20 protein-coding genes are annotated in these 19,367 nt (G+C 55.6%); 15 read left to right on the forward strand and 5 right to left on the reverse strand.

The window, feature by feature from the left end:
- The first annotated feature begins 54 nt into the window (after positions 1-54).
- Entirely contained in the window at positions 55-1,602 is a 1,548-nt protein-coding gene (guaA, locus tag B3Z17_RS18495) for a glutamine-hydrolyzing GMP synthase (protein ID WP_068306426.1), read from the forward strand.
- A gap of 19 nt (positions 1,603-1,621) precedes the next feature.
- On the opposite strand, the gene B3Z17_RS18500 is transcribed toward guaA, so the two are convergent.
- The gene (locus B3Z17_RS18500; protein ID WP_286831291.1) at positions 1,622-2,116 is read right to left on the reverse strand and encodes a hypothetical protein; all 495 of its coding nucleotides are present in this window, start codon (positions 2,114-2,116) and stop codon (positions 1,622-1,624) included.
- Between the two features lie 191 nt (positions 2,117-2,307).
- Here B3Z17_RS18500 and panB point away from each other — a divergent pair, with 191 nt between their 5' ends.
- The 9 genes from panB (at position 2,308) to cutA (ending at position 10,925) form a co-directional block, all read left to right on the forward strand.
- Positions 2,308-3,159 carry a 3-methyl-2-oxobutanoate hydroxymethyltransferase gene (gene panB, locus B3Z17_RS18505; protein WP_068306422.1) on the forward strand — a complete coding sequence of 284 codons (852 nt, stop codon included), beginning with the start codon at positions 2,308-2,310 and terminating at the stop codon, positions 3,157-3,159.
- A gap of 210 nt (positions 3,160-3,369) precedes the next feature.
- The gene (locus B3Z17_RS18510; protein ID WP_286831295.1) at positions 3,370-4,134 is read left to right on the forward strand and encodes a tetratricopeptide repeat protein; all 765 of its coding nucleotides are present in this window, start codon (positions 3,370-3,372) and stop codon (positions 4,132-4,134) included.
- On the forward strand, positions 4,131-5,477 hold the full coding sequence (locus tag B3Z17_RS18515) for a PQQ-like beta-propeller repeat protein (RefSeq protein WP_286831297.1): 1,347 nt from the start codon (positions 4,131-4,133) through the stop codon (positions 5,475-5,477). Before B3Z17_RS18510 ends, B3Z17_RS18515 begins: the two co-directional genes overlap by 4 nt.
- A 30-nt stretch (positions 5,478-5,507) precedes the next feature.
- Positions 5,508-6,959, forward strand: a complete 1,452-nt coding sequence (gene der / locus B3Z17_RS18520; protein ID WP_068306416.1) for a ribosome biogenesis GTPase Der — start codon at positions 5,508-5,510, stop codon at positions 6,957-6,959.
- Between the two features lie 74 nt (positions 6,960-7,033).
- A complete protein-coding gene (locus B3Z17_RS18525) occupies positions 7,034-8,014 on the forward strand; it encodes an ABC transporter substrate-binding protein (RefSeq protein ID WP_286831300.1) in 981 nt (326 codons plus the stop codon).
- Positions 8,014-8,748, forward strand: coding sequence for an ABC transporter ATP-binding protein (locus tag B3Z17_RS18530; protein ID WP_286831302.1), 735 nt, complete (start codon positions 8,014-8,016; stop codon positions 8,746-8,748). The genes B3Z17_RS18525 and B3Z17_RS18530 overlap by 1 nt, the downstream gene beginning before the upstream one ends.
- Positions 8,741-9,493: an ABC transporter permease gene (locus tag B3Z17_RS18535; RefSeq protein ID WP_286831305.1), complete on the forward strand. Its 753-nt coding sequence runs from the start codon at positions 8,741-8,743 to the stop codon at positions 9,491-9,493. Before B3Z17_RS18530 ends, B3Z17_RS18535 begins: the two co-directional genes overlap by 8 nt.
- Positions 9,494-9,555: 62 nt before the next feature.
- Positions 9,556-10,569, forward strand: a complete 1,014-nt coding sequence (locus tag B3Z17_RS18540; RefSeq protein WP_286831308.1) for a COX15/CtaA family protein — start codon at positions 9,556-9,558, stop codon at positions 10,567-10,569.
- A gap of 14 nt (positions 10,570-10,583) precedes the next feature.
- Complete coding sequence (gene cutA / locus B3Z17_RS18545; protein ID WP_286831310.1) at positions 10,584-10,925, forward strand: divalent-cation tolerance protein CutA; 342 nt, start codon at positions 10,584-10,586, stop codon at positions 10,923-10,925.
- Here cutA and B3Z17_RS18550 read toward each other — a convergent pair.
- Genes B3Z17_RS18550 through B3Z17_RS18560 form a run of 3 tightly spaced genes read right to left on the reverse strand, consistent with a single transcriptional unit; the run spans position 10,922 to position 15,083 of the window.
- Complete coding sequence (locus tag B3Z17_RS18550; protein WP_286831311.1) at positions 10,922-12,871, reverse strand: M48 family metallopeptidase; 1,950 nt, start codon at positions 12,869-12,871, stop codon at positions 10,922-10,924. The genes cutA and B3Z17_RS18550 overlap by 4 nt on opposite strands.
- 48 nt (positions 12,872-12,919) lie before the next feature.
- The gene (locus tag B3Z17_RS18555) at positions 12,920-14,059 is read right to left on the reverse strand and encodes a nitrilase-related carbon-nitrogen hydrolase (protein WP_286831313.1); all 1,140 of its coding nucleotides are present in this window, start codon (positions 14,057-14,059) and stop codon (positions 12,920-12,922) included.
- Between the two features lie 13 nt (positions 14,060-14,072).
- Positions 14,073-15,083 carry an NADP-dependent oxidoreductase gene (locus B3Z17_RS18560; protein ID WP_286831314.1) on the reverse strand — a complete coding sequence of 337 codons (1,011 nt, stop codon included), beginning with the start codon at positions 15,081-15,083 and terminating at the stop codon, positions 14,073-14,075.
- A 280-nt stretch (positions 15,084-15,363) separates the two neighbouring features.
- On the opposite strand from B3Z17_RS18560, the gene rplM reads away from it, so the two are divergent.
- The 4 genes from rplM to B3Z17_RS18580 all read left to right on the forward strand — a co-directional run bounded on the left by rplM (position 15,364) and on the right by B3Z17_RS18580 (position 18,069).
- Positions 15,364-15,822, forward strand: coding sequence for a 50S ribosomal protein L13 (gene rplM, locus B3Z17_RS18565; RefSeq protein WP_068306393.1), 459 nt, complete (start codon positions 15,364-15,366; stop codon positions 15,820-15,822).
- Positions 15,823-15,827: 5 nt separating this feature from the next.
- The gene (gene rpsI, locus B3Z17_RS18570; RefSeq protein WP_068306391.1) at positions 15,828-16,307 is read left to right on the forward strand and encodes a 30S ribosomal protein S9; all 480 of its coding nucleotides are present in this window, start codon (positions 15,828-15,830) and stop codon (positions 16,305-16,307) included.
- 228 nt (positions 16,308-16,535) lie between these two features.
- Complete coding sequence (locus B3Z17_RS18575; RefSeq protein ID WP_068306389.1) at positions 16,536-17,195, forward strand: OmpA family protein; 660 nt, start codon at positions 16,536-16,538, stop codon at positions 17,193-17,195.
- Between the two features lie 250 nt (positions 17,196-17,445).
- Positions 17,446-18,069, forward strand: coding sequence for a hypothetical protein (locus B3Z17_RS18580; protein WP_286831319.1), 624 nt, complete (start codon positions 17,446-17,448; stop codon positions 18,067-18,069).
- Here the strand turns inward: B3Z17_RS18580 and def are convergent, their stop codons facing one another.
- Positions 18,070-18,615 (reverse strand): peptide deformylase, encoded by a 546-nt coding sequence (gene def, locus B3Z17_RS18585; RefSeq protein ID WP_286831321.1) that lies wholly within the window; start codon positions 18,613-18,615, stop codon positions 18,070-18,072.
- 188 nt (positions 18,616-18,803) lie between these two features.
- On the opposite strand from def, the gene B3Z17_RS18590 reads away from it, so the two are divergent.
- Positions 18,804-19,334 (forward strand): PAS domain-containing protein, encoded by a 531-nt coding sequence (locus tag B3Z17_RS18590; RefSeq protein ID WP_286831324.1) that lies wholly within the window; start codon positions 18,804-18,806, stop codon positions 19,332-19,334.
- The last annotated feature ends 33 nt before the right edge of the window (positions 19,335-19,367 follow it).

Below are 19,367 nucleotides of genomic sequence, written 5' to 3' on the forward strand. Positions count from 1 at the left end.
AGGGTGGTGACCAGATCACCGCTAGGACATGACCGTTAAAAGCGAGACCGGTTGATGAATGAAAACATTCTGATCATTGATTTCGGTTCACAGGTCACCCAGCTGATTGCACGGCGTGTGCGTGAAGCCGGTGTTTACTGTGAAATCGTTCCCTTCAACAAAGCTGACGAAGTGCTGGACACATTCGGCGCGGCTGGCGTCATCCTGTCGGGTGGCCCGGCAAGCGTGACCCACGCCGATACCCCGCGCGCGCCAGAACGTGTATTCACCATGGGTATCCCGGTTCTGGGCATCTGCTATGGCCAACAAACCATGGTTTCCCAGATGGGCGGCAATGTGACCACCTCAGACCACCAGGAGTTCGGCCGGGCGTTCGTAGACGTCAAGGAAAGCTGCGCGCTGTTCGACGGCGTCTGGAACGTGGGCGACCGCGAACAGGTTTGGATGAGCCACGGCGACCATGTGGACCGGCTGCCTGAAGGCTACAAGGTTGTCGCTACATCTGACGGTGCGCCATATGCCGCCATCGCAAATGAAGAGAAGCGCTTCTATGCGGTACAGTTCCACCCTGAGGTGGTGCACACGCCCCACGGCGCCCAGCTTCTTGGCAACTTTGTTACCAAGATCTGTGGCTGCAAGGGCGACTGGACCATGGCCAGCTTCCGCGACACCAAGATCAAGGAAATCCGGGAGCAGGTTGGCGACAAACGCGTGATTTGTGGCCTGTCTGGCGGTGTGGACAGCTCGGTTGTTGCTGTGTTGATCCATGAGGCCATCGGTGACCAGCTGACGTGTGTGTATGTTGACCACGGCCTGATGCGCCAAGGTGAGAGCGAGCAGGTGGTGAGCCTGTTCCGGGAGCATTATAACATCAATCTGGTACACCGCGACGCGTCGGATCTGTTCCTGGGTGCGCTTGCGGGCGTGACCGACCCTGAAGTGAAACGCAAGACCATCGGCAAGCTTTTTATCGACGTGTTCGAAGAGGAAGCCAAGGCCGTGGGCGGTGCAGATTTCCTGGCGCAGGGCACACTGTATCCTGACGTAATCGAAAGCGTTTCCTTCATCGGTGGCCCGTCTGTGACCATCAAGTCGCACCACAATGTGGGCGGCCTGCCTGAGCGCATGAACATGGGCCTTGTGGAGCCGCTTCGTGAGCTGTTCAAGGATGAGGTTCGCGCCCTTGGCCGCGAGCTTGGCCTGCATGAAGATTTCGTGGGCCGCCATCCATTCCCAGGGCCTGGCCTTGCGATCCGTATTCCAGGCGAGATCACGCGTGAGAAGGCAGATATCCTGCGGAAGGCTGACGCCATCTATCTTGAGGAAATCCGCAACGCCGGCCTTTATGACAGCATCTGGCAGGCTTTTGCCGTGTTGCTGCCGGTCAAGACTGTTGGTGTGATGGGCGACGCCCGTACCTACGACCATGTGTGTGCCATCCGCGCGGTGAACTCCACCGACGGTATGACCGCAGACTATTATCCGTTCCCGCATGAGTTTCTTGGCCGTGTGGCCACGCGGATCATCAACGAAGTGCGCGGCATCAACCGCGTGGTCTATGATGTGACGTCGAAGCCCCCAGGAACCATCGAGTGGGAATAACCTGTTCGGGAAGGCGGCTTTATGCCGCCTTTTCTTTTTTCCGCAGCCACATGAGCTGAAGCGTAAGCACCACAAGATAGCTGATCAGGAACGCCAGGTAGAATTGCTTCAAAAGCGGGTCTTCGACATCCTTGACGATTGGATCACTGACCGGCAGCCGCATCAGGCCATCGGTAATGGCCGGAATCATGTGAAACAGGAAGGTCGCCGTGTAGCTGATGGCCTGGACATAGCCGGAGAACTGCCGAAACAGGTGTGTTGTCTCCGCAAGTCGTCCCACGCCCAGGGCGCCGAGCGTCAGGATGGCGAGGATGTGGGCCTTGTTGAATTCGCCGGTGGCATTATAGAGCCCAAGGGCCGATGCCGCCGCCAGAAGGGTACAGATCAGGTAGACTTTGCCAGTCGTGTCGGTAAACCGGATTACCCTGTAGTTGATCAGCGAATATACGCCGGACAACAGCGCAACAATACCAATGATGGTGTGGAACCAGCCGAACATGGTGATTTCGGGCATGTTATCTCTCCTTCAGGGCCAACCGTCTTTGCGGTATCCCAAAGCTAGGGCGTTGCGGGCGTTGGTCAATGTTTCATGTGCTGGCAGGCCATATCTGAATAGACCCCATCCTGGAATGTGTGTGGGGCTTTTCCTTTCCATGCTGTAAAATCCGACTATATTAGCCGCAAACACGGTTGAGGAGAGTATCTATGTCCACCACCAGCAAAGATGTTACTGTTGATGCGCGCCCCAAGCGCCAGCAAACAGCCAAGAATATCGCTGCCCGCAAGGGTGACACGCCGATCGTCTGCCTGACGGCCTATATCACCCCGATGGCTGCTCGGCTTGACCAGCACTGCGACCTGCTGCTGGTGGGTGACAGTGTGGGCATGGTGCTTTATGGCCTCGATAGCACGCTGGGCGTGGACCTTGAGATGATGATCCGGCATGGCCGGGCCGTATGCCGCGGCGCCAAACAGGCGCTTGTCGTCATCGACATGCCTTTCGGGTCTTATGAGGAATCGAAGGAACAGGCGTTCAGGAATGCGGCGCGTGTGCTTTCAGAAACCGGAGCAGGGGCAGTCAAGCTTGAGGGCGGTGTCGAGATGGCAGAAACCGTTCGTTTCCTGTCTCGCCGCGGTATTCCGGTACTCGGCCACGTTGGCCTGATGCCGCAGTCAGTCCATGCGCACGGTGGCTACGGCGCCAGAGGCAGGACTGTCGATGAATGGCAGCCCATCATCGATGACGCGATTGCTATCGCGGAGGCTGGGGCTTTTGCTGTGGTTCTTGAAGGCGTTGCAGAACCGCTGGCCCGCAAGGTTACAGAGGTTCTGTCTGTTCCGGTTATTGGTATTGGCGCATCAAATGCCTGTGATGGTCAGATACTGGTAACCGAAGACATGCTTGGCCTGTTCGCGATCAATCCGAAGTTCGTGAAGCGATTCGCGGAAATCGGCCGCGACATTGAAGGGGCCATTGCGGAATATGCCGACGAGGTCCGGTCACGGTCATTCCCGGCAGAAGAGCACACCTATAAAATGCGCGGGGCAAACAGTTAAACCCCCAAAGCCGCGCCTGGGCGCCGAAAAATAACCACATTCAGCTGTTCACTAGCAAAGAAGCGCCTTTCAATGGTCTGAGAGGCGTTTCTTGGTTTGCGTCCCGGTGGCGCTTTGGCTATGGTAGCGCCCAATTATCGGGCCTTGCCCAAAAATGGATTAAACCGAGCCGTCCGCGTATGTGGGATGGCCTTGTCTGGGGAGTTTGGTGTGTCGGACATTAATTCCGATCTGGTCGCGCAGGAAGTTGACGATGAAGTCCGCCGCGAGCGGATGAATCTTCTTTGGAAGCGTTACGGTAAATATGTGATCGGTGGTGCGGTTGGCGTCGTCCTCGTGGTCGCCGGGCGCGAAATCTACAATTGGCGGGTTTCAAGCATTGAAAGCCAGCATTCCGAAGCTTTCCAGGCTGCGATTGAACAGGCGAATGTAGAGGGCGCTGATGCTGTCGCTATCTGGCGTGAAGCCGCGCCAAAACTCGGTGGCGGGTATGTCGCACTTGCTCAGCTTCGTGAGGCTGCCGCCCTGGCTGATGGCGGTGACATCGCCGGAGCAATTGCAACCTATGACGGGCTGGCGGCTGATGACACCGCCCCAACATCGCTCAGGGAACTGGGGACGCTGAAAGCCTCCATGCTGATGATTGGCCAAGGCGACCTGGATTCCGCCCGCGGCAAACTCTCGACGATCGCGGTCAAAGGCAAGGCCTGGTATTTCTCAGCTCAGGAACAGCTGGCCTTGATAGACCTTCAGCAAGGCGACCTGGACGGCGCACTGGAAAAATTTCGGCTCCTGGCTGAAGACGCAGAAACGCCTGCAAGCATCCAGGGCCGTGCCAGCCAGTTCCGCACGTTCATCGAGGCCCAGCAATTCGCGACTGATGTTTTCAGCGGCGGCGCCGATAGTGCGCCAGCGACAGACGAAGTGCCGGCAGAAACACAAAACAATGCAGCCAGTGAGGGAGATAGCCAGTGAACGCACCGGCTCGTGTAATTATCAGGTCAGGCCTTATCCTGACAACCGCCCTGGCTTTGTCAGCCTGTAGCTGGTTCAAGAGCGACAAGCCCAAACAGAAGTATGACGACGAGGGCAGGGAGCGCATTTCGATTCTGACCTCCACCCAGACTCTGGACGCCGATTCAGCGATCAGTGGCCTGCCTGTGGTATTGCCTCGCCCCTATGTTAATCGCAACTGGGCCGTTGAAGGTGGCAATCCAAGCCATACGCCACAGCATGTGGCCCTGGGCGAACAGCTGTCCCTGGCCTGGCGCCGTAACATCGGCCCCGGCAACGAAAAATACCGCCGTATGGTTACAGGCCCTGTAGCCGCAGACGGAAAGGTATTCGCAGTTGATGTGAAAGGCGACGTAACAGCCGTTTCGCTGTCTGATGGCCGCACGCTCTGGAGCACGGAAATTGATACACCTGACGAACGCAGCAAGGTTGGCTTCGGTGGCGGCGCTGCCTATGCCGACGGTAATCTGTATGTAACGTCCGGGCGCGGCCTTGTGGTGGCACTGGATGCCTCAAACGGACGCGAGCTATGGCGCTATAGCGGCCTCGTGCCGTTCCGGGGTGCGCCAACAGTAGGCGGTGGCCGGGTTTATGCCGTGACCCATGATAACCAGATGCTTGCCCTTGATGCTGATGACGGCAGCCTCGTTTGGGACCAGGTTGGTATTGCAGAAAGTGCCGGCATGCTTGGTGCCGCGTCACCTGCATTCGATGGTGCTACAGTTATCATGGCTCTGTCATCGGGCGAACTGATCGCCCTGCGTGGCGGCAATGGTCGCGTGTTGTGGCAGGATGCGCTTTCGTCCTCCCGCCGGTTGACGCCGCTTGCGACGCTGGCTGACATTGATGGCGCCCCGGTGATCGACCGCGGTAAAGTCTATGCCTTGAGCCATGCTGGCAGCATGGTTGCCATTGACATGCGCACGGGCGAACGCTCGTGGGAAGCAGATGTGGCAGGGGTGAACATGCCTGTGATTGCCGGTAGCTTCGGGTTCCTGACCACAATTGATGGCCAGATTATCTGTGTGGCGCTGGGCGACGGTCGTATTCGCTGGGTAACCCAGTTGCAGCGCTTCCAGGACCAGGAAAAGCGCCGTGACCTGATCAAATGGAACGGTCCTGTGCTTGCCGGAGACCGTTTGTTGGTGACAAGTTCGCACGGCTATGCCATGAGCGTGTCGCCATATACCGGTGAAGTGCTGAGCGGCATCAAATTGCCAGCCGGTGCATCAACACCGCCAATCGTTGTGGACGGCACATTCATTGTGCTGACAGACGCTGGCGAACTGGTGGCCTATCGCTGATAGGCCACTTCTAACAGAAGTTAAAAGATCATGACCTTCACAATTGCCGTTGTTGGGCGCCCCAACGTGGGCAAGTCGACGCTGTTCAACCGTTTGGTTGGAAAGAAGATTGCCATTGTTGACGATACGCCGGGCGTAACACGCGACCGCCGCGAAGCGCAGGGATCCATTGCGGACCTTGAGTTTAGGGTGTTTGACACGGCAGGGCTTGAAGAAGGCGAGCCGGGTTCTTTGTCTGACCGCATGCGTCGCCAGACACAGCAGGCACTCAACGAAGCCGACATCGCGCTGATGCTCTATGATGCCCGCGCAGGGGTAACGCCGATGGATGAGCATTTCGCCCAGTGGCTCCGCCGCGGTGACAAGCCCGTTATCCTGGTTGCCAACAAGTGTGAAGGTAATGCCATCGTCGACGGCATCTATGAAGCCTACACGTTGGGCCTTGGTGAACCGATCGGCTTGTCTGCAGAGCACGGCGAGGGCCTGGCGGAACTGTATCGTGCGATCGTCGAAAGCCTCAAGGAAGTGGGCATTGACCCATACCCGAACGAGGACGACGCAGACCTGGCCCAGGAACTTCACGATGTGGACACTGGGCCAACTGAGGGCGACCTCGAGTATGAGTTCGTTGACCGTGAAGCCGAAACCGAAGAAGCCCGTCCGCTCAGGCTCGCCATTGTTGGCCGCCCGAACGCTGGTAAATCCACGCTGATCAATGAAATGGTTGGCGAAGACCGCCTGATCACAGGCCCTGAAGCTGGCTTGACACGCGATTCCATCGCGGTTGACTGGGAATGGGACGGACTGCCGGTGAAGCTGTTTGATACAGCCGGCCTCCGCCGCCGTGCCCGCGTTACCGAGAAGCTTGAGAAGCTCTCTGTCGGCGATACCCTGCGGGCTGTCCAGTTCGCTGAAGTAGTCGTGCTGCTTTTGGATGCCGAGATGGGCATTGAGAAGCAAGACCTCAAGATTGCTGAGCGTGTCGTCAATGAAGGCCGTGGCCTTGTTATCGCGCTCAACAAGTGGGACGCAGTTACCGACCGGCTCGAATGTCAACGTCAGCTGACGGATGCGCTGACCCGCAGCCTGCCGCAGCTTAAAGGCGTTAAGGTTGTCAAATTCTCTGCGCTTACCGGTAAGGGCATCCAGCATCTGATGCCAGCAGTTGCCGAGGCGTACGAGGTCTGGAACGCGCGCGTGCCAACAAGCGCCTTCAACCAGTGGCTTGCCGATACGCTTGAGAAGCACCCGGCGCCATCCGTTGGCGGTCGTCGCATCAAGATTCGCTATGGGGCCCAGATCAAGACACGGCCACCGACCTTCCTGATGTTCTGTAACCGTCCGGACGACCTGCCGGATAGCTACAAACGCTATCTGGAGAATGAGCTGCGGCGCGATTTTGATCTGCCGGGCACGCCAATCCGGATTATCATGAAGAAGGGTGCCAACCCTTATGAGAGCCGCCGCAAGAAACGCCGCTAGGCTTTCACCTTTCAAAACCAGAATGGGGCTGCTTTCCTTTTGACGCGGCCCCAGTTCCCCCTATAGTTAAGCCCATGAAACGGAACCTTTTCATCGGCTTTCTGAGCATTCTGTTCTGTGCATCGGCTGTGGCGGCACAGAACCCCGATACATTGACCAAAATCACCTTCGCGACTGACTGGAAGGCCCAGGCGGAGCATGGCGGCTTCTATCAGGCGCTGGCCAAGGGCTATTATCGGGCACGTGGGCTTGATGTGACCATCCGTTCGGGCGGTCCGCAGCTGGATAATCCGCGTCTGATGGCCGCGGGCGCGCTGGATATCGCCATGGCGTCCAACAGCTTCCAGCCAATCAATCTGATGGCAGCGGGCGCTGACGTGAAGGTGGTTATGGCCGCATTCCAGAAAGATCCGCAGGTGATGATGGTGCACCCTCATGTTGAGGCTACAGGCCTCGCTGACCTCAAGGGGCGGCCCGTGTTTCTGGCCGATAGTGCCATTGCGACTGTCTGGCCGTGGCTGAAGGCCCGCTTTGGCTATGAAGATCGCAACATCCGTAAATATACCTATTCACTGGCGCCGTGGCTCGCGAATCCGGAAACCGTGCAGGAAGGCTATGTTTCGTCAGAACCCTTCACAGCCACCCAGGCTGGCGTCGAGCCCAAAGTCTTCCTCCTGTCTGATGAAGGGTATCCCGGCTATTCGGCCATGGTGATGGTACGCGGTAGCTATATGGCGGAAAACCGGCAGGTGGTGGCAGACTTCGTCGCGGCGTCCATTGAGGGCTGGCAGGACTATCTGTGGGGTGACCCTGCGCCAGGTAATACCCTGATTTTGAAGGATAACCCTGAAATGACGGCGGAGCTTATCGCCAACGGCATCAAGGTCATGCTTGCCAACCAGATGGTGGGCGACAAAAGCGAAGTTGGCATGATGACCCACGCGCGCTGGCAGCAGTTCTATGATGAAATGTCTGCGCTGGGCATCCTCGCCAAGGGTCTTGATGTTGGGGAAGCTTACACGCTGGATTTTGTCGCCCGGGAAGACCGCGACTGATGCTTAAGGTCCGCGATCTCTCCTTCGCCTACGATGGTGGCGCGGCCGTGCTGGACAACATCAGCATCTCGCTACAAGACGGTGAACTGGTTTCGCTGGTTGGGCCCAGCGGATGCGGAAAATCGACGGTTCTCAGGCTTGTCGCCGGCCTTTTGACGCCCATAGGCGGGGAGATTACCTGGAAAACCGGCCAAGCCCCTGAAACCGGCTTCGTGTTTCAGGATGCGGCCCTGATGCCTTGGGCAGATGTGTCCACGAACATCAGTTTGCCTTTGAGCCTGCGCGGGCAGGCGCTGGACGCAAAGCGGCTGGAGGAAATTCTTGGCTTTGTCGGGCTCAAGGGCCTTGAAAAGCGGTACCCTCAGGCCTTGTCAGGCGGCCAGCAGATGCGGGTTTCCATCGCCCGGGCACTGGCTGCGGACGCAAAACTGCTGTTGATGGATGAACCCTTTGGGGCGCTTGACGAAATCCTGCGCTTTCGCATGAATGACTTGATGCTTGCCTTGAAGGCAGAGCAGGGCTGGTCCGGCCTGTTTGTCACCCACAGTATCTATGAAGCGGTTTACCTGTCTGACCGGGTTCTGGTGATGGATGCCGGGCGTATCGCGGGCGAAGTAACACCAGGCCTCGACCGGACGCTTGCCGCTGCGGACCAACGAGCGTCAAAGTCTTTCATCGAAGCTACCAGAAAGGTAGCGACGATTCTTGAGGCAGGGAGCATGGTCGATGCGTAAGGTCCTGCTGCCGTCTGCTGCATTTCTGTTGATGATCTTTTTGTGGAAGGTATCCATAGAAGTATTTGAAATACCTAAGTTTATACTTCCGATCCCAGAGGCGGTCTGGGCGGCCTTCTTCGCCAACTTCGGCAGCCTTGTGGAAGCCTTGGGGGCCACCCTGAAGGTTACCTTCATCGCCTTGTCTGCCGCTGTTTTCAGTGGTGTGATGCTGGCGCTACTGTTCTCGCTATCAAGATCTTTTGAGATGACCTTCTACCCCTTCGCCGTGGTTCTGCAGGTGACGCCAATTGTCTCGGTCGCTCCGCTGGTGCTGATCTGGGTCGGCATTGACCATGTGGACCGGGCGCTGGTGATCATTGCCTGGCTCGCCGCCTTTTTCCCGATCCTGGCCAACATGTCAGCGGGCCTCAGAAGCGTGGACCGGCATCTGGACGATCTGTTTACACTCTACGGTGCCAGCCGCTGGCAGCGGTTCTGGCGGCTGTCGTGGCCCACAGCCATGCCGTATTTGCTCGCAAGCCTCAAGATCAGCGGCGGGCTGGCGCTTATTGGTGCTGTGGTCGCCGAGTTCGTTGCAGGCTCCGGCGGCGCAACAGGTCTTGCCTGGCGCATCCTGGAGGCTGGCAACAGGCTACAGGTTGAGAAAATGTTCGCAGGCCTCGTGCTTCTGAGCATCGCGGGTGTGGCGATCTTCTATTTCTTTACCGCGCTGGAGTGGTTCATTCTGAAGCGAAGGCGCTAGGGCGTGGCTTATGCGGCACAATGTCTCTTGCCCTTTAGCCCCAATGGCGCTAGCAAACCGGCATGATGTTTCAAACGCAGGATAGGGACCGCCGCGCGGTCGGATATTGGTTGCTGTTCATGGCCTTCATGGTGTTCGCCATGGTGGTTGTGGGTGGTGCGACACGGCTGACGGAATCGGGCCTGTCGATGGTTGACTGGCGCCCGGTAACCGGCGTGCTGCCACCCATCGGGGAAGACGCCTGGCAGGCTGAGTTTGCCAAGTACCAGCAAAGCCCGGAGTATAAGCTCAAGAACTATCATATGAGCGTCGATGACTTTAAGGGCATCTTCTATTGGGAATGGGGCCACCGGCTGCTGGGCCGCCTCATCGGCCTGTTCTTCTTTGTACCAATGGTATGGTTCTGGGCCAAGGACCGTATTCCGCAGGGGTATAAACCCCGTCTGGTGGGGCTCTTTGTCCTGGGTGGCCTGCAGGGTCTTATGGGTTGGTATATGGTGATGTCCGGCTTGGTGGACGAACCTGCCGTCAGTCACTACCGCCTGACAGCGCACCTCTCGCTGGCGCTCTTGATCTTTGGCGCGATCTTCTGGACGGCTTTATCGCTTCTCAATCCCAAGCCAGTGGGCGGGCCTGCCGTTCTGAAGCGGGTGACCCACACAGCCATGCTTGTCTTGGTGCTGCAGCTGGTGATGGGGGCATTGGTGGCGGGCCTGAAGGCTGGGCATATCTTCAACAGCTGGCCGCTGATGGGCGACACATTCGTGCCGGAGGGCCTGTGGTTCATGGAACCTTGGTGGCTCAACATGCTGGACAATGCCGTTACCGTGCAGTTCGACCACCGGATCGGCGCTTATGTGCTGACTTTGCTGGTCATTGCCGCCGGATTTGTTGCGCGAAAGGCACCGGTTGAGACAAAAAATGCCGCCTACCTCTTGATCGGGACGGTCGGCGTGCAGATGTTATTAGGCATCATAATGCTTCTGAAAGAAGTACCGGTCAGCTGGGGTACGGCCCACCAGGGTGGAGGCGTGCTTGTGCTGGCCGCAATAATAAATCTGATGCATAAACAGTGAGGGAGGATCGCCAAATGAGCGACCAACAAATAGACCAGCAATCAGACTATGTTACCATTTATGTGATGGCCGAAAGCGAAGACGTGGCCGTTCACCTGTCGACCGCACTTGTAAAAGAGCGGATTGTGGCCTGTGCCAACGTCAATTCGGGCACCCGGTCCATCTATGAATGGGACGGTATCATCCAGCTTGAAAATGAAGTGACTGTCTTCTTGAAAACGGCCCGCCGCAACGTCGAGGCCGCTGTTGCGCGCATCAAGGAACTTCACAGCTATGAAGTGCCCTGCATCACCGTGATGCCTATCATTGGTGGCAACGCAGACTATATGGCCTGGATCGAGCGCCAGATTGACTAGAAAAAGAGGCTTCCACCACTTGGCGTGCCAATGGAGGCGTTTTTCAACTCCAGTATCTTGGTGCGGATATGCTTTTTTTGGTCCAACACAACGAAAAGCTCGAGGTCCAGGTCTCCCAGTTCTCGGCTTGCCCGGTCCAAAAGGTTGATTGAACCGGCTTGCTGCATTGCGGGTGGCACTTTGTCGAAAGCAAGGATATTGATCGGCCTGTCGGGAAACTCGACAGGCTCTTTGCCGAACAGGTAGCACCGAATACCGTTGCCAAGGCTGTTGCAAAACGCCTCAACCTTATTGGTCTGAACGGCGTCCAGGGTGTGATCGCAAAAGGTATCGCTATATGAAATCTGTGATCGTTCCTTTTGGGCTTCCAGCAGTTTGTCATAGGCCTTGTTTGCCAGGTCAGTAAATTTCTTGGCTTTTTCTTCATTCTCTGAAGCACTGAAATGATCAGCAAGGGCCCGATAACCGCCACTGGCCAAGATTGGGTCCTGCAAAACCAGCTTTACAATGGTTCCCACAGCCTGTTCATCGCCGGAATTCAACGCCGAGCATGCCAGATGATATTGGCTTTCCGTACAGGCGGGATCCAGTTCCAGGGCACGATGGTAATATTCATTCGCGGCCTCAACCCCTTCAAGCTCCCGCTCAATATTAGCAAGTTCCAATAGCGCTTTTTTGCCGACTTCGGTTTCGGCTGAAAGCAACTCGGCTTTGCGTGCCTCGAGTTCCTTGAAGTGTTTGTAAGAAGCCCGCCATTGACCGCCGAATTGATTGTACCAACTGTAATCGAATTCCTTGACGACCTTGTCCAGCGCATCCCCTAGCCAGCTTTCAGCATAGTTCTTACGCGTCTGCGGCGGCAGTTGTTTTCCATGTTCCAGCGCTATAAGCCGCTCATTCAAACATGGATGCTCGTGCCAGGTTTCCGTTTTTGCCTCAAGAGCTTCAATTAGCTTCTCTTGACGCTCAGTTTCGTCAAGGACCAGCGGATACTTTGCGACAAGCCAACGGCTTGGCAGCATTTCTGGTTTTTCTCGATGGCGTGCACCCTGATAGAACTCGGCATCGAAAGCTGCATAACTTAAAGGGAAATCCACCTCGAGCTTTAAAAGCGCGTCTCCGGCGGTCTTGCCGTAGATCCTGCCTGCGGCGCCATCGGCAACAATCTCGCCCGCCCGGTTCAACGGTACCATCAGTTCGGAAATCGGCCGGCTGAGCGTTCCCATTATTTGAGCCAGGAACAGGGTTGGAATTGCATAACTGCCAGCGCCCTCAGATAAGCTATCGGCATCGCTGGCGAAGGCAGTGAAATAGGCAGATACATAATTGGCTATTCGTAACAGCCTTGGACATTCAGACGATGTGTGACCCATTTCATGGGCGATAACGGTTTCAAGCTCTTCCGGATCAAGCAAAGCCAGAAGTGGCAACCCAACCGACATGCTGCGCCGCAGCCAGAATGGGCCAAACAGCGGGAAACTGGTCATGGAAGCATTTGCTTCTGAAATTATGTAGATTTCATTGATCCGCGCCGTCGAGAGCTTTTTGCGAACATTGTCAGCCGCCGCCCAAAGCTGCGGCGCCTGCTTGCGCGAAACTCTTGCGCCCTTCATTTCAGGCTTGGATGGAAAGTAAGACCCAAACGCAACTGCCGTAAGAAGAAGGGAAGGGACCACCACCAGAAGAATAAACCAGATGATACCGCGTATGCCGGCACCATTAACCGAATCGAAATTTTCCCAAATCGCTGCACCCACCTTAGAAATCAGAAGATAGGCGAGCAAAACGCAAGCTGGAGCTACAGAAACAGAGAATATCAGAAGCAGGGCTAGCTTCAGATTGACCCACCATGGCGCGGATAAATACTGTGCATGATATTTTTCAAGTCGCTGTTGCAACAAAGCATGATCGTCGTGCAGGGCACTCAGCATTGGCGTGTCAGACATCTCTTCCCCCCCATAGAGCTACTGACTTTCTCTAGACCCGCGATAGTGTTAGTTCAACCATAAATTATAGAGGGCGGCGTCGTCATCGCCGCCTTCACCTATATGGAGCGTGCCATCCTCAAGGATCAGGGCACGCCCTGAGCCCTTCTGGCCCCACAAATCCCCCTTGAGGAACACATTCATGCCCCAGCGAAGGCCATGGCGTTCAGCCTGGGCGGGTAGGGCGTACTGCACCCAGGCATCGCCTTCGGTGATAGTGCCGATGTCTGCCTTCCAGGCGTCACCTGTCGGCGCGTCATTCAGATAGCCCTGCCAGGGAGCATCCCATGTGGTGCCGGTTAGGAAACTGGGCACCAACAGCAGCTCAACTCCTTCGTTGGCCAGATACCCTGTGGTGTCATCAAACCAGCTGTCCGCACAAATGAGAACGCCAAAGCGGCGGGCCGCGGACTGAAAGGTTGGAAGAAAAACAGCCTTTGATGCCTTGGTAAAACCGACCTCAGACGGGATAGGGTGGACTTTTCGGATCGCGTCTTCCTGTGGTTTGCCGTCCGGGCCAAACACAAACCCTGCATTGAAGATGGGGCCATGGCCGTATGATAGGCTGTCAGGGTACACGCCAGGCGTCATGAGGGCGCTTGAGCCTGCGACCAGGGTGATGCCGTATTTTGACGCCAGAGCACTATAGACCTTCAGCTGCGCATCAGCCGATGCCCGCGTTCGCGCGCGGATAAGGGCGGCTGAAGTACTGTCCGGATCATCGAAGATGAAAAGGTTCTTGAGAAACTGGGGCAGGTTATGGGTGATGATCGTCAGCATGGCATCCGTCGAGCTGGAGGCCTCATAAACGTGGCTGCCTTGATCGGTGGCCAACAGCCAAGTCCCGATATGCTCCGGCAGCAGCACGATTGTGCCGGGGTGCAGCCACCCTTTGGCTTCGGCTGCCGAAAGGTACCCGTCGATTTTTGCCTGGAATCGGTCAGCCGAGGCATAATCGAGAGGCTCCATGTATGGCTCAATCCCTAGTACATTGCTGTGGCCACTATCAGTCCCATAACTGGCTGTTACCGTCAGGTGCAGCGTTGGCGGGGACGAGAGGTCAGGTTTGAACCCCGGCCAGAACAAATAAACGCCAGCGACCGCAAGGACCGCCAGCGCAATGATCTTCTTTTTATGACGCTTGAGCATGAGCCCGAGCCTATCAGTCGCCAGCGAGGCGTACCACCTGTTTACCGAAATTGCGGCCCTTCAGGACATCCATGAAAGCAGTTGGGGCATTTTCAATGCCTTCTGCCACGCTTTCGCGGTACTTCAGCTTGCCTTCCTTGAGCCAGCCAGCCCCAACCTGGATCCATTCCTTGCACAGGTCAGGATAGTTGAAGACGATAAAGCCCTGCATCTTGACACTGCGTCCCACAAGCACCGCAAGATTGCGGGGGCCGGGAGGCATATCTTCCAGCTTGTTGTCATAAACGGCGATCATGCCGCACAGGGCCACCCGAGCGTTGAAGTTGAGGTTGTTAATCACGGCCTCGAGCTGCGGGCCGCCAACATTCTCGAAATAGACATCGATGCCTTTGGGGTTGGCATCGCGAGTGGCCTTGTGGATGTCCTGGGTCTTGTAGTTGAAGGCTTCGTCGAAACCGAGGTCATCCTTCAGGTAGGCTATCTTGTCGTCGGAGCCTGCGCTACCGGCCACATGGCAGCCCATGTTCTTGCCGATCTGGCCCACGACCTGGCCCACGGCGCCGGAGGCGGCGGACACAAACAGTTGGTCCCCTTCCTTAAGTTCAGCAACGCCCTTAAGGCCCACATATGCTGTCATGCCCGGCATGCCAAGAACGCCAAGATAATAGGATAGGGGCGCGAGGTCCGGGTCTACCGGCTGGAAGCCTTCACCGTTGGTGACCATATAGTTGGCCCAAAGGCCCATACCGGTCAGATAGGTGCCTTCTGGATACTTACCGCCATTGGACTTGACCACTTTGCCCACAATGCCCGCCTGCAGCAGTTCGCCGATCTGGAACGGGGGGACATAACTTTTGACGTCATTCATGCGGCCGCGCATGTAGGGGTCTACCGACATATAAATAGTCTGCAGCAGCATCTCCCCTTTGCTGGGCTCCGGCACGGCGGCTGTTGCCAGCTTAAAGTTCTCAGGTACCACGACGCCGTTCGGGCGACTTGCTAGAAGGATTTGCTTGTTTTCCATGACTTTGCTGTCCCCAAGTTTGGATGTTTGACTTGTCAATGATATGGGGCAGCGTTCAAAAGGGACAAGGATGCTACCGAAAACGATGGGGTATTTAATTACCGTTTTATTAACTAATTGTTTTTAATGATAAAAATTGAAAACAGCCCAGAAAATAGCTGTTGACTAGCTGTGAAATCCGCATATATTGCGCGCCACGAACCAAGAAGCGGGGATTTTCCCTGCCATTCAGGTATTGAGAGTTTAACACCGGTTTACCGGTAACCGAGGCAAAATTGCGATGAAAACTTATTCCGCAAAACCTTCGGAGATCGAAAAGAAGTGGCTCGTTGTTGACGCAGAAGACGTAGTTCTGGGTCGTCTGGCACAAGCCGTTGCTGTTGTTCTCCGTGGCAAGCACAAGCCAACTTACACGCCGCACATGGATTGCGGTGACAATGTAATCGTCATCAACGCTGAAAAAGTGAAGCTGACAGGCAAGAAGCTTGCTGACAAAGTTTACTACCGTCACACGGGTCACCCAGGTGGTATCAAGTCTGCAACCGCAGGCGAGATCCTGACTGGCCGTTTCCCGGAGCGTGTTGTTGAGAAAGCCATTGAGCGCATGATCCCGAAGGGTCCGCTTGGTCGCCAGCAGCTGCGCAACCTGCGTGTATACGCCGGTACTGAGCATCCACATGCCGCACAAGAGCCTCAGGTTCTCGACGTTGCTGCAATGAACCCGAAGAATAAGAGGTAAGCGACATGGCCGATCTTCAGGACCTTAAAGAACTGACCGGCGAAGCAGCAGCTGTTGCCGCCGAAGTTACCGAAGAGCGTACGCCGGTTGTTGACGACCTTGGCCGCTCCTATGCCACTGGTAAGCGTAAAGATGCTATCGCCCGCGTTTGGGTTAAGCCTGGCTCCGGTAAAGTGACTGTAAACGGTCGCGATCAGGAAACTTACTTCGCACGTCCAACGCTGCGCCTGATCGTTAACCAGCCTTTCCAGGTTGTTGGTCGCGAAAACCAATATGATGTTGTTGCTACCGTTAAAGGCGGCGGTCTTTCTGGCCAAGCTGGCGCGGTTAAGCACGGCATCTCCAAAGCGCTTCAGCAGGCTGAGCCTGAGCTGCGTGCTGCCCTCAAGGCTGCAGGCTTCCTCACGCGCGACAGCCGTGTTGTTGAACGTAAGAAATACGGTAAAGCAAAAGCTCGCCGTTCCTTCCAGTTCTCCAAGCGTTAAGCGCCACGAGTTTCTGTTTCGAGTACCAGTTACGAGTACCAAACAATATTGTTCAGAGTTCAAAAGGCTGCCCCACGGGGCGGCCTTTTTTGTTGGGCCAAACCAAAACTTATGACGCCTTTATCATTTGCCATGGCTTGCACATGGTTCGCTTATGCTATGGTGTCCTAGAGTTTTTCGAAGCGCGCTGTTCAAAGTCATTTACTTTTCAATCACGAAAGACTGATCATGAAAAAGATACCACAGATTGGCTTGCTGCTGAGCACCGCAATATTGCTGCAGGCTTGCTCAACGGACCCCTATACAGGCGAGAAGAAAGTGTCGAATACGGCCATTGGTGCCATGATTGGTGCAGCCGCTGGTGCTGTTGGCGGGGCAATTGTCGGCGGATCCAACAAACGTAAGTCTGTGCTCATCGGTGCCGGTATTGGCGCAATTGCAGGCGGCAGCGTGGGCTTCTACATGGACCGGCAGGAAACCAAACTCCGGGAAAAGCTGCAAGGTACCGGGGTCCAGATCGTTCGCGATGGTGACAATATCATCCTCAATATGCCCGATAACATTACGTTCGACACCAATCAGGCGTATGTGAAGCCAGAGTTTATGTCAGTTCTGGAATCCGTCGCGATCGTCCTTGACGAGTATGACAAGACTTATGTCGATATTCTTGGACACACAGATTCAACAGGGTCTGCAGACTATAACCGGACCTTGTCACAGAACCGGGCACAGGCGGTCGCACAGATACTCGTCACCCAGAATGTACAGCGTGAACGCCTGGTGGTACGTGGTTTGGGCGAGGCCTACCCGATTGCCCCAAACGATACAGAAGAGGGTCGCCGACAAAACCGCCGTGTTGAGATTGCCCTGTCGCCTTTGGTGGAGTAGGGCGTCTTATCCCTAAGGCCCGGCGCGCACCGCTGGCAGGACAAATGCACTTCCTGAGACCCAGAGAAACCTTGTTTAGGTAAGATCGTGGTTTAGGGATGATCATGGCAGCAATGCCGATCACCGCAAGCATGGTCCTGCTTGAGGTACTCCTGCATTTACAGCATTGAGGTCGTAGGTGCTGTGGTAACCAATCATTAAAATTGTAGGCATTATAATCCGGCTGATTGGGGCGAAAGGAGGAACATGGGTGTCACAAACAGGCGACATCTGGCCCGAAGCTGAGTATTTCGGCCCCAACATGAAAGTGCTGACCAGCCTTTGGCTCGCCGCAAGGGCTTCCGATAGCTCCGTGCCTAGCACCCACCACCTATTGACTGACGACCTTGATCTGCATAGCCGGACGCTGTTGTTAATGGATTTCCCTTCGGAAAACGAGGTCGGTGCCTATTTTGCCTATGGTGGGATGTTTGACTGGCATCGCCATACGCAGGAGGCTGAGGACTATCTCGGTTTGTTTGAACCGCATGTTCAACGGGACGTTCTCAGGTTCATTACATTGATCCGCCAGCAACCTTGTGGCTTCTTTGGCACGGTCGAGCATCATTCAATCGTAAAAAAACAGGTGTACCAGAGGTCTTTTCTGTCTCTGCCGACCGTCGACAACACTGGCGCCGTAGAATATATCGTCAACCTGGATGACAGGGCGGATGTTCGCCGACCCTTTCAGGTGACGACCGAGGCCGAACGGGGCCCTTTACCACTAGGCAGAACCCGATTTGTCGAAGTTGAATATCTGGATCTCGGCTTTGGTGTGCCGTCCTGGCAGCTGCCGCTTTACAAGATGCAACAGGGGATCGCTGAAGCGTCCTGATCAGTGGTGGTCGTGCCCGCAATGAGGGTCACCGCATGCGTGCCCCTGCTTGAGGTATTTCTGCATTTTCTTCAGCAGCCTGTCGCGTTTCATCTTGGATAGATGGTCCAGGTACGTTCGCCCGTCCAGATAGTCCATTTCATGCTGAATCACGATGGCGAGGAAGCCCTCGGCATCCAGCTCTTGTTTTTCACCCTGCTGGTCAAGGTACGTCAGCTTGATGGCGTTTGGGCGAGTGATATCTGCTGAAATGCCTGGAAAGCTGAGGGACGCTTCTTCGTTAGTAGAGGTCTCATCCGAGGCCCAGGTGATTTCCGGGTTGATGCACACAAGCGGGTCGCGATTTCCGTCAGGCTGAATGTCCACAACGATTATTCTGTGCAACAGCCCAACCATGTTGGCTGCAATGCCAATACCGCGGTTTTCATACATAACGTCCAGCATCTGCCCCGCAAGCGCTTTTATACCGTCGTCGACATCTACGACAGGCAACGCTTTTTGGCGAAAGATCGGGTTAGGGGCTGTGACGATGTGAAGGTGGGCCATGCTGATTTATCCGCTATAGCTAAAGTTCTTTGGCTTTCCAATAGCCTGAACCCTCCGGTGCGCAAAGAGAAATCGAGCCAAATTTGCTTTTCACGACAATTCTTAACCCAAAATTTAGACAAAGCGCAGACAGATAGGATACTGAAACTTAAGGGTGATGGCCTTCGGGTCTATGTTGAGAGTAAAGCATGTCTTCGTTTCCAAGAGATATTTCGGCCAAAATCCAACATTCGTTGGCAGAATTTTCCGTTTCCGATGTGAACAGCGGGAACAGAGACCTACTGGGCCCAGAGGCAAGCTGGTTGTATGACTATGCCTATCGTAACGTATCCACGGGCGGCGTTCCTATGCGGGCAGACCTGGAACCCAACGACATGAAGCATCTGCTTCCCGATGTCATGATCCTCGAGCCGGAGATTGAAAACGGGTCCTTGGCAGACATCAAGATACGGTTGGCCGGATCGCGTATGACCAGCTTTTATGGGCCTGTGAGTGGCACCAGCCTTCGGTCACTGAACAATGCCACGGTAGTAGATCGCGGTTTCAAGTGTGTTGCAGCTGTCCTGGCGTCGGGGCAGCCAGTGCTGGGACACTCGGTCAAAATGTCTGCTGACCTGCCGTATTTTCAAGTGACGTTGCTGTTCATTCCACTTGTCGATGAAAACGGTAAGATCGACCAGATATTTGCACATTTTTCTGCTGCACCCGAGCGAGACTAAAATGTGATCACATTTTTGTTGCGTTGAGATATA

The organism is Kordiimonas sp. UBA4487, assembly GCF_002389025.1.
GTDB lineage: Bacteria > Pseudomonadota > Alphaproteobacteria > Sphingomonadales > Kordiimonadaceae > Kordiimonas > Kordiimonas lacus.